We start from the raw sequence: 14,012 nt of genomic DNA on the forward strand, positions 1-14,012 counted from the left end.
CGCTCCGGTGCGCTGTCCGCACATGAAAAAAGCCGCCATCCGGGGATCGCCTGCGCGATCGACATTCGTCGCGTGCGGGCATTCCGGATCAGCGGCTTTGCTGACGTTTTGGGGCCGTCATCGTTGGCGAGCCCTTGCGAGGTTCTTTGCAGGAGGCGTGCCAAGAGCCTTGCCAAGAGCCTTCCGAGTGTGGGGTGGCGTGCGTCATAGCCCTCGTGGCTGTCGTCGAGGCGCATTTGCTGCGCTGCGCGCTCAAAAGCGCGGCAATTTCTTGCGATGCACAAAAATTAGGCTGATGGTGCCGCGATGGGCGGCCCGAGCCGGGCTCGCCCGGTCGGCTGAGGGCTCAGCGGCCGACCGCTGCGTCGAACAGGTCCGGCCGGTAGAGCGCCGCCGCCCGGTCGGCCGCGTCCCCGCCGGGGGCGACCTGCCCGCAGGCGATCATCTGCGCCACGAGCCAGCGGGCATGGTCTGGAGCGGGCCGGTGGGTCTCGGTCCCGAGGCGCAGATAGGCCGGGTTCGTCCGCTCGCGCCCGTCGGCATCCACGATCAGTGCGCCGTCGAGCGTGCGGGCGATGAGCCCGGCATCGGAATCGAGTTCGGCCCGTTCCGCGAGGAGAACGCTCAAGCTGCCGCGGTTACGGGCATCGGCACACCATAGCCCGGCCCGGTGGATCGCCCGCACCAGGGGAACCGTGAAATCGGCTCCGTCCGCAGGAAGCGCCAGGACCTTTTCCGGGCAGTCGGGCACGATCTCGCAGCCCAGGGCCGCGATCCGGCCGAGACCGGCGGCGACCGCGACGCTGTTCCAGGGCGCGCCGACGCAGAAGCCGTCGATACTCCCGCGCCGCAGCGCGTCCACCGTATCCGGGGGCGGCACCACGACGAGGCGGATCGCGGCGTCGAAGTCGAGGCCGCCGCGCTCGGCGAACAGGCGAAGCTGGTAGGAATGGCTGGAGAAGGGGTGCACGGTGCCGATGGTCAGCGGCCGGCCCTCCGCGGCCCGCGCGCGGGCGACCCGCGCGAAGCCCGCAGCGACGTGGTCGAGTTCGTCGCTCTCCGGCGCCATTGCCGCCCAGAGCGCGTTCGAGACGGTCACGGCGTTGCCGTTGAGACCGAGCGCCATCGGCACGCTCAGGCGGGCCGGCGGTCCCGAGAGCCCGAGCGCGCTGGCGATGGCGAGCGGGCCGAGCATGTGCGCGGCGTCGAGATGGCCGAGGGCGAGGCGGTCGCGCAGCGTCGCCCAGGAGGGCTCGCGCGCGAGCTCGATCTCGAGCCCCTCGGCCCGTGCGAAGCCCAGCTCCGCCGCCGCGATCACGGGGGCGGCGTCGGTGAGGGGAACGTATCCGAGCCTGATCCTCATCCGAGCAGGTCCGCCGCGGTGACGATGGCGCGGGCGATGTCGACGATCTTGCGCTTCTCGTTCATCGCTTGGCGCCGCAGGAGCTTGTAGGCCTCGTCCTCGCTCATGCCCTTGCGCGTCATCAGGATGCCCTTGGCCCGCTCGATCAGCTTGCGGTCGGCGAGTTCCGATCGGGCTTCGTCGAGTTCGCGCTGCAGGCGCGCGAAGGCGTTGAAGCGCAGGATCGCGATGTCGAGGATCGAGCGGATCCGCTCGGAGCGCAGCCCGTCGACCACGTAGGCCGAGATGCCGGCATCGACCGCCGCCTGCATCATGGTCTGGTCCGAGCGGTCGACGAACATCGCCACCGGCCGCTCCGCCTGACGGGACAGGCCCGACATCTGCTCCAGCACGTCCCGGCTCGGGCTCTCCAGATGCACCACGATCACGTCCGGCCTGAGGCTCGCCACCCGGGCCTGGAGATCCGGGCCGTCCGGGATCACCACGACGTGGCCGACGCCGCCCGCCCGCAGCCCCTCTTCGAGGATCGCCGCGCGGGCGGGGCTCGGATCGATCACGGCGACGGTGAGGCTGGTCTCGGTCATCGAGGCCCGAATGGTTCGATCCGTTCGAGGAGGGATACGGGTGGGGCTGGAAGAGGCCGGTGCCGGAGAATGCGCTGAGGGTGCCGCCGCCGCGTTGGCACGCAAGCCGTGTGCCCCCGATCCGCGACGACAGTTACGAATCGGACATCTGTCGGCCCCGCTTCTGCCGCAAACCGGGGCGCACACTCAACCCGTTCGCGAATCCATCAGGAGGGTCCGGTTCATGCGCATCGTCGATCCGCTGCGAAAGCCGGACGTTTCCGCGACCCCCCGTCCCGTGCTTCCTCCCTTCCTGCCGACCCTCGGCCTCGCGGTGGTCGCCGCGCTCCTGTCGCTCGCCTGCCGCGAGCCGGCCAAGCAATCGGCCCCGGAGCCGGCCGCGTCGGCGCGGTCCGTTCCGGCCATGGCGGCGGCGCCCGGCCTCACCGTGTTCGATCCGGGCAGGGCTCTGCTCGCCGATATCGAGGCGGGGCCGGCCAGCGAGGCCTTCGCCCGCCTCGTGCCCCTCGTCGCGGCCGGGGAGGCGGCGCCGTCGTCCGCCCGCCCGCCGCGGGTCGCCGCCCGGCCCGAGCGCCGCCGCGCGCCCGCCAGCCGGATGGCGACGACGCAGCCGGCGAGCCCTCAGAGGAGCGCGGAGCCGGTCGTCCCGGCGCCCGCTCCGATGGCCCGCGCGGAGGAGGAGGACGACCGCTTCCTGCCGACCGGCGCCCTCCCCTTCGCCGCCGTCGATGCGGCCTGGGACGCGGCCCGCCGCGTTGGCGCCGGGACGGCGACCGGTGTTGCGACCGGTGTTGCGACCCTTGGCAGTTCGGTCGTCGGCCTCGTCTCCGATCTGCGCTGAGCCGGCGCTCTTCGGGAGGGCCGCGTTCAGCCCGAGCGTCGTCTCGAAGCCGGGCATCGTCTCCACTGCGGACGGCCTGTTTTCGCAATCGTTGGTCCTGAAACCTTGCGAAGCGCGGCCGCTGCGCCACTTCGCGCTCTGCCAGTGAGGCCGAAGCCCGCGTTTCCCCCGCGCCGTTCGGCTCGGGACGCGACGACGGAGACCGGTATGGCGGGACGGATCGAGGATTACGCCCTGATCGGCGACGGGCGCACCGCCGCTTTGGTCGGGCGCAACGGCAGCATCGACTGGCTGTGCATGCCGCGCTTCGATGCCTCCGCCCTGTTCGCGAGCCTGCTCGGAACGGAGGAGCACGGCTTCTGGAAGCTCGCCCCGGCGTCGGAGGGCGCGCAGCATGCCTGGCGCTACCGCACCGGCTCGCTGGTGCTGGAGACGACGCACAAAACCCACGAGGGCGAGGTTCGCGTCACCGATTTCATGCCCGTCGGCGACGGCAGTCACGTCATCCGCCTCGTCGAGGGGATCCGCGGGCGCATGGCGATGCGGATGGAACTGGCCGTTCGCTTCGATTACGGCTCGGCGGTGCCGTGGGTGTCGCGCAGCGAGCTCGGTGATCTGCGCGCCATCTCGGGTCCGCACAAGGTCGTCCTGCGCACCAACGCGCCGATGCACGGGTCGAGCCGCCAGACCACGATCTCGGAATTCACGGTCTACAAGGGCGATGCGATCCGCTTCGTGCTCAGCTACGGCGCCTCGCACGAGGAGGATCCGCCGCCGATCGAGCCGCGCCGCTGGCTCGACGACACCAACCGGTTCTGGCGCGAATGGTCGGGCCGCTGCACCGCCGCGCGGACGCCGTGGGACGACATCCTGCGCCGCTCGCTCCTGACGCTGAAGGCGCTGATCTACCGGCCGACCGGCGGAATCGTGGCCGCGCCCACCACCTCCCTGCCCGAGGAGCTCGGCGGGGTGCGCAACTGGGACTACCGCTTCTGCTGGCTGCGCGATTCGACCTTCACGCTACTGGCGCTGATGGATTCAGGCTACATCGAGGAGGCCCGCGCCTGGCGCGACTGGCTGACCCGGGCGGTGGCCGGCAATCCGGAGCAGGCGCACATCCTCTACGGCATCGCCGGCGAGCGGCTCCTGCCGGAGATCGAGCTCGACTGGCTGCCCGGCTACGAGAACTCGCGGCCCGTCCGCATCGGCAATGCCGCGATCGCCCAGTTCCAGCTCGACGTCTACGGCGAGCTGTTCGACGCGCTGTTCCAGGCCCGCGCCCGCGGCATGGGGCAGAACAAGGAGGGCCTGCGCGTCGGTCAGGCGCTCATCAAGCATCTCGAGTCGGCGTGGCGGGAGCCGGACGAGGGCATCTGGGAGGTGCGCGGCGGGCGGCGCCACTTCGTCCATTCCAAGGTCATGGCCTGGGTCGCCTTCGACCGGGCGATCCGCAGCGTCGAGATGCGGGGGGACGACGATCTGCATTCCGGCGAGGCGCCGGTCGCGCACTGGAAGGCGATCCGCGACGAGATCCACGCCGAGGTCTGCACGAAGGGGTTCGACCCGGAGCTCAACAGCTTCGTTCAGTCCTACGGGAGCAAGGCGCTCGACGCGAGCCTGCTGCTGATCGCGCATATGGGGTTCCTGCCCCAGGACGACCCCCGCGTCATCGGCACGGTGGCGGCCGTCGAGGCGCATCTGATGCGCGACGGCTTCATTCTGCGCTACGAGACCGAGGGGCAGACCACCGACGGCCTGCCCGGCAACGAGGGTGCGTTCCTACCCTGCAGCTTCTGGTACGCCGACAATCTGATCGGTCTCGGCCGTTGCCAGGAGGCCCATGCGCTGATCGAGCGCCTGATCGGCGTCTGCAACGATCTCGGACTGGTCTCCGAGGAGTATGATGTTCGTGAAAAACGGCTGGTGGGGAACTACCCTCAGGCGTTCACGCATGTTGCGCTCGTCAACACGATCCTCAATTACAGCCGCGCGATCGGTCCGGCGGCGGAACGAGGCAGCGGCGCGGACCATTCCGAGTCGAGGGTAGGCGAATCCGTTGCGGCGCAGTAGGCGCGTCCCGTCCGGCGGGCGGGCAATGGAAGCGAGAAAGACGGGTATCCCATGAGCGGTGCAGACACGAGCCCGAAGGCGGCCCTGAGCGAGGGCGACAAGCTCGCGATCGACACGATCCGGACACTCGCGATCGACGCGGTGCAGAAGGCGAATTCGGGCCATGCCGGCGCGCCGATGGCGCTGGCGCCCGTCGCCTACACCCTGTGGAACCGCTATCTGCGCTACGATCCGGCCCACCCGCACTGGCCGAACCGCGACCGGTTCGTGCTCTCGGCCGGCCATGCCTCGATGCTGCTCTACGGGCTTCTGCACCTCGCCCGCGTCGCGGAGAAGGACGGCGGCAACGCGCCCGCCATCTCGCTCGACGACATCAAAAAATTCCGGCAGCTCGACAGCCGCACGCCGGGTCACCCGGAATACCACTTCACCACCGGCGTCGAGACCACCACCGGCCCCCTCGGCCAGGGCGTGGCGAATTCCGTCGGCATGGCGATCGGCGGCCGCTTCAAGGGGGAGCGCCTGAACCGGCCCGACCTGCCGCTGTTCGACTACAACGTCTACGCCATCTGCTCGGACGGCGACCTGATGGAGGGCGTCAGCCAGGAGGCCGCCTCGATCGCGGGCCATCTGCGCCTGTCGAACCTGTGCTGGATCTACGACAACAACACCATCACCATCGAGGGCCACACCGAGCTCGCCTTCTCGGAGGAGGTGGCGGCGCGCTTCCTCGCCTATGGCTGGCAGGTGCTGCGGGTGGCCGACGCCAACGACACCCACGCCATCGCCTCGGCGCTCGAGACCTTCCTCCAGTCGAGCGACCGTCCGACCCTGATCATCGTCAACTCGATCATCGGCTACGGCGCGCCGACCAAGCAGAACACCTCCAAGGCCCACTCGGACGCGCTGGGTCCCGACGAGGTGAAGGGGGCCAAGCGGGCCTATGGCTGGCCGGAGGATTCCGAGTTCCTCGTGCCGGACGGCGTCTACGACACCTTCGCCGAGGGCATCGGCAAGCGCGGCGCCGCGCTCTACAGCCAGTGGCAGGCCTTCTTCGAGGAAGCCAAGGCGGCCGACGCCGCGCATGCCGAGGATCTCACCGCCTTCCTCGAAGGCCGCCTGCCGGAGGGCTGGGACAAGGATATTCCAGTCTTCGAGGCCGACGCCAAGGGGCTCGCGACCCGCGAATCCTCGGGCAAGGTACTCAACGCCATCGCCAAGCACGTGCCGTTCCTGCTCGGCGGCTCGGCCGATCTGGCGCCGTCGAACAAGTCGAACCTCACCTTCGAGGGCGCCGGCTCGCTGACCCCGTTCGAGCCGGGCGGGCGCAACATCCATTTCGGCGTGCGCGAGCATGCCATGGGCTCGATCGTGAACGGCCTCGGTCTCGTCGGCCTGCGGGCCTACGGGGCGACCTTCCTCGTCTTCGCCGACTACATGCGCCCGCCGATCCGGCTCGCCGCGCTGATGGACCTGCCGGTCTTCCACATCTTCACCCACGACTCGATCGGCGTGGGCGAGGACGGGCCGACCCACCAGCCGGTGGAGCAATTGCTGTCGCTGCGCTGCATCCCCGGCCTCGTGACCCTGCGCCCGGCCGATGCCAACGAGGTCGCCGAGGCCTACCGGGTGATCTTCTCGCTCAAGGACCAGCCGGCGGTGCTCGCGCTGTCGCGCCAGCCGCTGCCGACCTTCGACCGCACGAAATACGCGCCCGCCTCCGGCACCGCGAAGGGCGCCTACGTGCTCGCCGATTGCGAGGGCACGCCGGACGTGATCCTGATCGGCACCGGCTCGGAGGTGCAGCTCTGCGTCGGCGCCTACGAGACCCTGAAGGGCGAGGGCGTGAAGGCCCGCGTCGTCTCGATGCCGTCCTGGGATCTGTTCGAGCGCCAGGACGAGAGCTACCGCAACAGCGTGCTGCCTCCCGAGGTGCTGGCGCGCGTGGCGGTCGAGCAGGGCAGCGTGATCGGTTGGGACCGCTACACCGGCTCCTCCGGCGCCATCGTCGGCATGCACACCTTCGGCGCCTCGGCCCCGATCAAGGACCTGCTCGGCAAGTTCGGCTTCACCGCCGAGAAGGTGATCGAGGCGGCCCGCGCGCAGGTGGCCAAGCACAAGAAGTAGCGCGCAGACGAAGCCCTCTCCCCTCTGCGGGAGAGGGCGCCTGCCGAGCAGGCCGGTGAGGGGCAGCGCGACGACGCTGGCTCCAGCAGGTGTTGGTCCAGCGGAAGCCGGGCCCCCTCTCCTGATCCCCTTCCGGGGGCCACCCTCCCCCGCAGAGGGGGGAGGGTTATGAGCGACCTGCCGCCCTATCTATTGGGGGCGGGACGCACGAAAAATCACGCGAGGACGACCGAGATGAACGCGCTGAACGCTCTCTTCGCCGAACACGAGCAGGCGGTCTGGCTCGACTTCGTGGCCCGCGGCTTCATCGCCAAGGGCGAACTCAAGGCGCTGGTGGAGAAGGACGACCTGCGCGGCGTCACCTCCAACCCGGCGATCTTCGAGAAGGCGATCGGCCACTCCGCCGAGTATGACGACAGCCTCAAGGCGGCCCTCGACCAGAGCGACGCCCGCGTCATCGATCTCTACGAGGGCCTTGCCATCGCCGACATCCAGGCGGCGGCCGACGTGCTGCGGCCCGTCTACGAGGCGAGCGACGGTGCGGACGGCTATGTCAGCCTCGAGGTTTCGCCCTACCTCGCGCTGGACACCGAGGAGACCCTGAAGGAGGCCCGCCGCCTGCATCAGGCCGTCGGGCGCGACAACCTGATGGTGAAGGTGCCGGCCACCCCTGCCGGCCTGCCGGCAATCCGCCAGCTCACGTCGGAAGGCATCTCGATCAACATCACCCTCCTGTTCTCGCAGGAGGTCTACGAGGCGGTGGCCCACGCCTTCATCGACGGCCTCACCGAGTTCGCTGCCAAGGGCGGCGACGTCTCGCGGGTGGCGAGCGTGGCGAGCTTCTTCATCAGCCGGATCGACAGCCTCGTCGATAAGCGGCTCGACGAGGTCGGCGGCTACGAGGATCTCAAGGGGAAGGTGGCGATCGCCAACGCCAAGCTCGCCTACCAGCGCTACAAGCGCATCTTCTCCGGGGCCAAGTGGGCGGCGCTGGAGGCCAAGGGCGCCAAGGCGCAGCGCCTGCTCTGGGCCTCTACGGGCACCAAGAACAAGGCCTATTCCGACGTGCTCTACGTCGAGGAGCTGATCGGCAAGAACACCGTCAACACCATGCCGCCGGCCACCATGGACGCGTTCCGCGACCACGGCCGGGTGCGGGCGACGCTGGAGGAGAAGATCGACGAGGCCGAGGCCGTGATGGCGCGGCTCGCGCAAGCCGGCATCGACATCGAGGCGGTGGCCCGCCAGCTCGTGGACGAGGGCGTGGGGCTCTTCGTCGATGCGGCCGACGCCCTCCTCGCCGCCGTCGCGGACAAGCGGGCCGCGCTCCTCGACCACCGGCTCGACGCGCAATCCTTCAAGTTCGACGACCCGCTCCACGCGGCCGCCGACAAGGCGATCGAGTCCTGGCGCGCCGGCGGCGCGATCCGCCGCCTCTGGGCGCATGACAGCACGGTCTGGACCGGCCGCGACGAGGACAGGTGGCTCGGCTGGCTGCGCATCGTCGAGGACGAGCTGGAGCGGGTCGATCTCTACGAGAGCTTCGCCGAGGAGGTCCGCGCGGAGGGCTTCACCGACGCGGTGGTGCTCGGCATGGGCGGATCCAGCCTCGGGCCGGAGGTGATCGCCGCGACCTACGGCCACCGCGAAGGCTATCCGAAGCTGCGCATCCTCGACTCGACCGATCCGGACGAGGTGCGGGCCGTCGAGGCGGCCGTGAATCTGGAGAGGACCCTCTTCATCGTCGCCTCCAAGTCCGGCTCGACGCTCGAACCGAACGTGTTCCGCGACTACTTCCTCGGCCGGATGAAGGAGGTCGTCGGAGCCGAGAAGGCGGGCCGCCACTTCGTCGCGGTGACCGATCCCGGATCGGCCATGGAGAAGGCGGCCGGGGCTGACGGTTTCAGAAAGATCTTCCTCGGCGTGCCGCAGATCGGCGGGCGCTACTCCGTGCTCTCCGCCTTCGGCCTCGTTCCCGCGGCGGTGGCGGGCGTCGAGATCCGCGAGTTCCTCGACAAGGCCCGGATGATGGTCCGGTCCTGCGGACCGGCTGTGCCGCCCGCGGCCAATCCGGGTGTGCAGCTCGGCGCGGCGATGGGCGTGGCGGCCAAGGAGTTCGGGCGCGACAAGATCACGATCGTCGCCTCCCCCGGGATCGACACGTTCGGCACCTGGGCCGAGCAGCTCATCGCCGAGTCGACCGGCAAGGAGGGGGTCGGCATCATTCCGGTCGAGGGCGAGCCCGTGGGCGTCCCGGCCGTCTACGGCGAGGACCGCCTGTTCGTGTATCTGCGCCTGGCGAGCCAGGCCGATGCCCGCCAGGACGAGGCGGTGAAGATCCTGGAGAGTGAGGCGCATCCCGTGGTGCGCATCGATCTCGACAAGGCCGAGCAGCTGCCGCAGGAATTCTTCCGCTTCGAGATCGCCACGGCAGTGGCGGGCGCGATCCTCGGTATCAACCCCTTCGACCAGCCCGACGTCGAGGCGAGCAAGATCGAGACGAAGAAGCTCTTCTCCGCGGCCGAGGAGACCGGCTCACTGCCGGCCGAGACACCGATCTTCGAGGACGAGACGGTCGCGCTCTACGCCGACGCCGCCAATGCCGAGGCGCTGCGCCCCGGCGAAGGCTTCGAGGCGATCGTCGCCGCGCATCTGGCCCGGGTGAAGCCGTGCGACTACGTCGCGCTGCTGGCCTATGTGGAGCGCAATGAGGCGCATCACGCCGCGCTTCAGGAGGCGCGCCTCGCGGTGCGCGACGCGCGCCAGGTGGCGACCTGCCTGGAATTCGGCCCGCGTTTCCTCCACTCGACGGGGCAGGCCTACAAGGGCGGCCCCGCCTCCGGCGTGTTCCTGCAGATCACCGCCGACCCGTCGGCCGACCTGCCGATCCCCGGACGCAAGCTCGGGTTCAAGACGGTGATCGCGGCGCAGGCGCGGGGCGATTTCGCCGTTCTGTCCGAGCGCAAGCGCAGGGCGCTGAGGATCCACCTCAAGGGCGGTGATGTCGCCTCCGGCGTGAAGCGCGTCGCGGCGGCGATCAAGGCGGCCGTCGCCGGATAAGCTTCTCCCCTCTCCCCGCCGTGCGGGGAGAGGCCCGCGCCGGATGAGCCTCCTCCGGTGAGGTCCCTCCCCTTCGGCTGCCGCCTCGTCGCGGCCCTCTCACCGCGAGCAAGGCGACGGGAGATCGTGGCACCCGTAGCGGGTCGTTCGCCAGAAAAAGCGGTCAGTGCGTCAGTGGGCCCGGAATCGCCGCTTCCGCCTTCACCAGCAGTCGCTCCTCGTGGCGCTTCATGAACAGCCACAGGGCAATCCCGCCGAAGACGACGAAGGCGAGGAGTGCGAGGCCCACGGGGCCGACGATGTGCTCGATGGAGCGGCCGCAGGCATAGGCGCCGAAGCCCATGATGCCGGCCCAGGCGATGCCGCCAAGGCCGTTGAACAGCATGAAGCGGCGGGCATCCAGCCGGTTCACGCCGGCCAGCACCGCCGCATAGGCACGCAGCATCGCCGTGAAGCGGCCGAAGAACACGATCTTCCCGCCGTGTTCGCGGAACAGGTATTGCCCGAGCTTCAGCCGTCCGTGGTCGAGGGCGATGAGGTGGCCGTAGCGCAGCAGCAGCGGCATCCCCCAGCGCCGCCCGACCCAGTAACCGACATTGTCGCCGAGGATCGCGGCCGCCGCGGCTGCGGCGACGATGAGGACGACGTTCAGGCTCCCGGTGCTGCCGGCATAGACGGCCGACGAGATCAGGATGGTCTCGCCCGGCATCGGCACGCCCGCACTCTCCAGCGCGACGACGAAGAAGACGGCGAGATAGCCGTAATGCGCGATGAGATCGGCGATCGGAAGTCCCTGAAGGAAGGACATGGATGAAAGGGCTCCGCGGAACGTGGCGCGGCGCAGTCTGTCCACGAACGTGGCCGCAGCAGGGCGGCCTCGGCCCTCCGCGTCAGCCGGTCCGCCCCGCCTCGCCGCAGGGTTCGTCCGGCGCCAGATCGGCGACGGATCCCTCCCCGGACGAGGCGGTCGGCCCGAGGACAGCGAAGGGAGCGTCCTCCGGCAGCGGCAGCAGCCGTGCGAGACCTTCCGACACACCGAACAGGATCGGATTGGTCGCGAGGCCGGAGACGGGAGGGAGGAGGCGCGTGCTGTCGATCATGACGGGTGACGGGTCCGGACCGCCGGGGGGCGGAAGTGGCTATAAGCCGTCTGGCGCCCTCCGGTTGCATCGAGGCGTCGATCTTCGTGATCTACGGCACATCGGCCCGGCCCTCCGGAGGCCTTCCGGCCCCCCGTCTCGTGCTCAGCTCGCCTTGAGGAACTTCTCGACGCTGGCGCCCAGGCCCGCGGAATGCGCCGACAGGTCGCTGGCGATGGTGCGGACCGCCTCGACATGGCTGCCGGTGGCGTCCGCCGCCGAGGCGACGCCGACGATGTTGCCGGACATCTCGTGCGTCGAGGCGGCCTGCTCCTCGACCGCGCTCGCCATGGCGAGCGTCAGCCCGGAGAGATCCGTCACCGCCGCGGTGATCGTGCCGATAGCCTCGACCGCGTCGCCGGTCGCGCTCTGGATCGCGGCGATCTGGCCGGAAATCTCGCCGGTCGCCCGCGCCGTCTGCTCCGCCAATGCCTTCACCTCGGCGGCCACGACCGCGAAGCCGCGGCCGGCGGCGCCCGCGCGTGCGGCCTCAATCGTGGCGTTGAGCGCGAGCAGGTTGGTCTGATCGGCGATCGAGCGGATCATCGCCACCACCGCATCGACCTTCCGCGCATTCTCGGCGAGTTGGCGGACCGTGACATCCGTCGTCTCGGCCTGGGCCGCGATGCGTTGGGCGCGCTCGGAGACGCTTCCGACCTGGCCTGAGATCTCCTGGATCGAGGCCGTCATCTGCGCCGAACCGGCCGCGACCGAGGCGGCGCGCGTCCGGGCGTCCTCGGCCGAGCGCGACAACTCCTCCGCCGAGTGTCCCATCCGCTCGACCGCCGAGCGCACGGCCTCGACCACCCGCGAGACGTCCGTCGACATCTGAACCTGCGCCGTGATCACCGACCACGTGACCATCGGACCGACATATTCGCCCTCGGGCCCGTGGATAGCCGAGACGCGCAGGTCGAGGGTCTCGGGGCCGACCTTGATCCTGGCCCGATGCGGCAGGCGGCTGCTGTCGGCCAGCATCGCCCGCTGATGGTGCGGGTTCTTGTGGAACACGTCGAAGGAGCGGCCCAGCATCTCCGAGACCCTGATCGGCAGGTGTTCCTCGATCGTGGCGAGCGTCGTCACCGAGGTCCGGTTGAGATAGTTGATCTTGAACTCGTCCTTGGGGTCGGCCGTCATGACGGCGACGGGCATGCCGTCGATCATCGTCAGGAGTCGGCTCGTCTCGTTCTTCTTGGCGGTGATATCGGTCGCGAACTTCACCACCCGCTCCGGCGTACCGTCGGCCCCGAGCACCGGATTGTAGGTCGCTTCGAGCCAGATCTTGCGCCCGGACTTGCCGAGACGAAGGAATTCGCCGCACGCGTACCGGCCGCTCCGCAGCTTCTCCCAGAAGGCGCGGTACTCGGCGCTCTCGGCATAGGCGGCCTCGACGAAGAGGCGGTGATGTTTTCCCCTGATCTCGTCGAGCCCGTAACCGACCGCGGACAGGAAATTCTGGTTCGCGTCCAGGATCGTACCGTCCATGGCGAACTCAATGGTGGCCAGCGACCGATCGAGTGCGTCGAGCTTCGCCTGCGCGTCGCTTTGCTTCGCTTTACGGAACATGGAAGGACCCCCGTGACGCGATCACTTCCTCACGCCAGTCGGTCAGGAGTGATCTTGTCATTGACAAGAAGCGGATCTCGGCGGTTCGGCTCGATGTTTTGAATCCGCTTCTGTATCTAGTGATCAATTCTGAGTAAAATAAAGATTAACATAAGTGAGTGAGATCGGTGCATTTCTTTGCGCTGACTGAGAGGATCATCGAAATTAGGCTTAAACTCCAAGCTGTCGTCGTAACATATGATACTCAGTACGTATTGAGGAATGCGTGTTCCCTCCGTCGACTCTGGCGGCCCGAGGGTGCGCCCTGCCCGGTTCGACGGAGGTTGCACGGCCGTTTTCCAACGCCTCAACGGCTGAGAACGAGGTCTCGGAGCGGCACCGGCGCGGCGTGAGGGCGGCTGCCGAGCATCGCATCGATCAGCGCCAGAACCTCGGCCCGGCCGACATTGGCGGCCGGTTCGAACGGCGTCCAGGTCTGGGTGAAGTCGAGGCGCTCGAACACGTCGCGGTAACGGCGCAACTCGCTGACGGTGAGCGGCACCCCGCGCACGAAGGCCTTGTGCGCCGAGATCGTCAGCGCCTTGCGGGCATTCTCCGGGTCGAGCTCGAATTTCAGCGCGTCGCCGCAGAAGCAGATCTTCCGCTTCCGGTCGAACAGTACGGCGTGGCCGTCGAAATGGCCCGCCGTGCGGTGCAACTCCAAGCCCGGAAGCGGTTCCAGGAAATCGTCGTAGGGCCAGGAGACCTGAAGCGCCGCGCTCCAGATGAAGTCGGCCGCCGGCAGGCACAGTTCCGGATCGAAGCGGTCCTGGAGCTGCACCAGCGCCCCATAGGAGTGCGGGTGCGAGGCCGAGAGCACCTGCATGCCCCCCAACCGCTCGATCTGGTCGAGCGCCGCCTCGCTGAAGACGGGGCAGCCCTCGAAGCCCATATTCCCGTTCTCGGTCCGGATCAGGTAGGCGCTCGGGCCGATGCCGGAGACCGGCTCGTTCCAGAAGCGCCAGACCCCCGGCTCCAGCTCCTCCCAATGGCAGGGGAAGGCCGCCTGCGCCTCCTGGGCGGTGCGGAAGCGCCAACCGTCCTGCGGCACGACGTGGCGGGCGTCCAGGCACATCGGGCAATGCGGCGGCGCCTCGAAATGGCGCTGCCAGAAACCGCAATTGTCGCAGGTATAGGCGGGCAGCTTCAGGGCGCCCGCGAAGGGCAGATAACCGGGCACGGGCACACCTTCGAAAACGAGAACGGCCGGAAGCTAGTGCTCC

The 14,012-nt window shown here is 69.1% G+C and carries 10 protein-coding genes; 4 read left to right on the plus strand and 6 right to left on the minus strand.

What is annotated here, in order from left to right; all coding sequences use genetic code 11:
• Positions 1-346: 346 nt before the first annotated feature.
• Together HNR01_RS20740 and HNR01_RS20745 are read right to left on the minus strand one after the other, a co-directional pair.
• A complete protein-coding gene (locus HNR01_RS20740; protein ID WP_183669496.1) occupies positions 347-1,363 on the minus strand; it encodes a CmpA/NrtA family ABC transporter substrate-binding protein in 1,017 nt (338 codons plus the stop codon).
• Positions 1,360-1,947, minus strand: a complete 588-nt coding sequence (locus HNR01_RS20745) for an ANTAR domain-containing response regulator (protein ID WP_017483632.1) — start codon at positions 1,945-1,947, stop codon at positions 1,360-1,362. The genes HNR01_RS20740 and HNR01_RS20745 overlap by 4 nt, the downstream gene beginning before the upstream one ends.
• 223 nt (positions 1,948-2,170) lie before the next feature.
• Here HNR01_RS20745 and HNR01_RS20750 point away from each other — a divergent pair, with 223 nt between their 5' ends.
• The 4 genes from HNR01_RS20750 (at position 2,171) to HNR01_RS20765 (ending at position 10,045) form a co-directional block, all read left to right on the plus strand.
• Entirely contained in the window at positions 2,171-2,788 is a 618-nt protein-coding gene (locus tag HNR01_RS20750; RefSeq protein WP_183669498.1) for a hypothetical protein, read from the plus strand.
• A gap of 207 nt (positions 2,789-2,995) precedes the next feature.
• Positions 2,996-4,858 carry a glycoside hydrolase family 15 protein gene (locus tag HNR01_RS20755; protein WP_183669500.1) on the plus strand — a complete coding sequence of 621 codons (1,863 nt, stop codon included), beginning with the start codon at positions 2,996-2,998 and terminating at the stop codon, positions 4,856-4,858.
• A gap of 51 nt (positions 4,859-4,909) precedes the next feature.
• Entirely contained in the window at positions 4,910-6,985 is a 2,076-nt protein-coding gene (gene tkt / locus HNR01_RS20760) for a transketolase (protein WP_183669502.1), read from the plus strand.
• 234 nt (positions 6,986-7,219) lie between these two features.
• Entirely contained in the window at positions 7,220-10,045 is a 2,826-nt protein-coding gene (locus HNR01_RS20765) for a bifunctional transaldolase/phosoglucose isomerase (RefSeq protein ID WP_183669505.1), read from the plus strand.
• Positions 10,046-10,208: 163 nt separating this feature from the next.
• Here the strand turns inward: HNR01_RS20765 and HNR01_RS20770 are convergent, their stop codons facing one another.
• The 4 genes from HNR01_RS20770 to HNR01_RS20785 all read right to left on the minus strand — a co-directional run bounded on the left by HNR01_RS20770 (position 10,209) and on the right by HNR01_RS20785 (position 13,969).
• A complete protein-coding gene (locus HNR01_RS20770; RefSeq protein WP_017483627.1) occupies positions 10,209-10,853 on the minus strand; it encodes a DedA family protein in 645 nt (214 codons plus the stop codon).
• An 82-nt stretch (positions 10,854-10,935) separates the two neighbouring features.
• Positions 10,936-11,145: a hypothetical protein gene (locus HNR01_RS20775; RefSeq protein ID WP_183669507.1), complete on the minus strand. Its 210-nt coding sequence runs from the start codon at positions 11,143-11,145 to the stop codon at positions 10,936-10,938.
• A gap of 144 nt (positions 11,146-11,289) precedes the next feature.
• Positions 11,290-12,750 (minus strand): methyl-accepting chemotaxis protein, encoded by a 1,461-nt coding sequence (locus HNR01_RS20780; protein ID WP_183669508.1) that lies wholly within the window; start codon positions 12,748-12,750, stop codon positions 11,290-11,292.
• Between the two features lie 346 nt (positions 12,751-13,096).
• Positions 13,097-13,969 (minus strand): MBL fold metallo-hydrolase, encoded by an 873-nt coding sequence (locus HNR01_RS20785; RefSeq protein ID WP_183669510.1) that lies wholly within the window; start codon positions 13,967-13,969, stop codon positions 13,097-13,099.
• Positions 13,970-14,012 lie beyond the last annotated feature (43 nt).

The sequence above is a fragment of the Methylorubrum rhodesianum genome (assembly GCF_014199985.1).
In the GTDB taxonomy this organism is placed as follows: Bacteria; Pseudomonadota; Alphaproteobacteria; order Rhizobiales; family Beijerinckiaceae; genus Methylobacterium; species Methylobacterium rhodesianum.

What these genes read in the sequence shown, in the direction of transcription:
- HNR01_RS20780 (WP_183669508.1), bottom strand. Translation starts at nt 12,750, where the DNA reads ATGTTCCGTAAAGCGAAGCAAAGCGACGCGCAGGCGAAGCTCGACGCA.
- HNR01_RS20775 (WP_183669507.1), bottom strand. Translation starts at nt 11,145, where the DNA reads ATGATCGACAGCACGCGCCTCCTCCCTCCCGTCTCCGGCCTCGCGACC.
- tkt (WP_183669502.1), top strand. Translation starts at nt 4,910, where the DNA reads ATGAGCGGTGCAGACACGAGCCCGAAGGCGGCCCTGAGCGAGGGCGAC.
- HNR01_RS20745 (WP_017483632.1), bottom strand. Translation starts at nt 1,947, where the DNA reads ATGACCGAGACCAGCCTCACCGTCGCCGTGATCGATCCGAGCCCCGCC.
- HNR01_RS20765 (WP_183669505.1), top strand. Translation starts at nt 7,220, where the DNA reads ATGAACGCGCTGAACGCTCTCTTCGCCGAACACGAGCAGGCGGTCTGG.
- HNR01_RS20755 (WP_183669500.1), top strand. Translation starts at nt 2,996, where the DNA reads ATGGCGGGACGGATCGAGGATTACGCCCTGATCGGCGACGGGCGCACC.
- HNR01_RS20750 (WP_183669498.1), top strand. Translation starts at nt 2,171, where the DNA reads ATGCGCATCGTCGATCCGCTGCGAAAGCCGGACGTTTCCGCGACCCCC.
- HNR01_RS20770 (WP_017483627.1), bottom strand. Translation starts at nt 10,853, where the DNA reads ATGTCCTTCCTTCAGGGACTTCCGATCGCCGATCTCATCGCGCATTAC.
- HNR01_RS20740 (WP_183669496.1), bottom strand. Translation starts at nt 1,363, where the DNA reads ATGAGGATCAGGCTCGGATACGTTCCCCTCACCGACGCCGCCCCCGTG.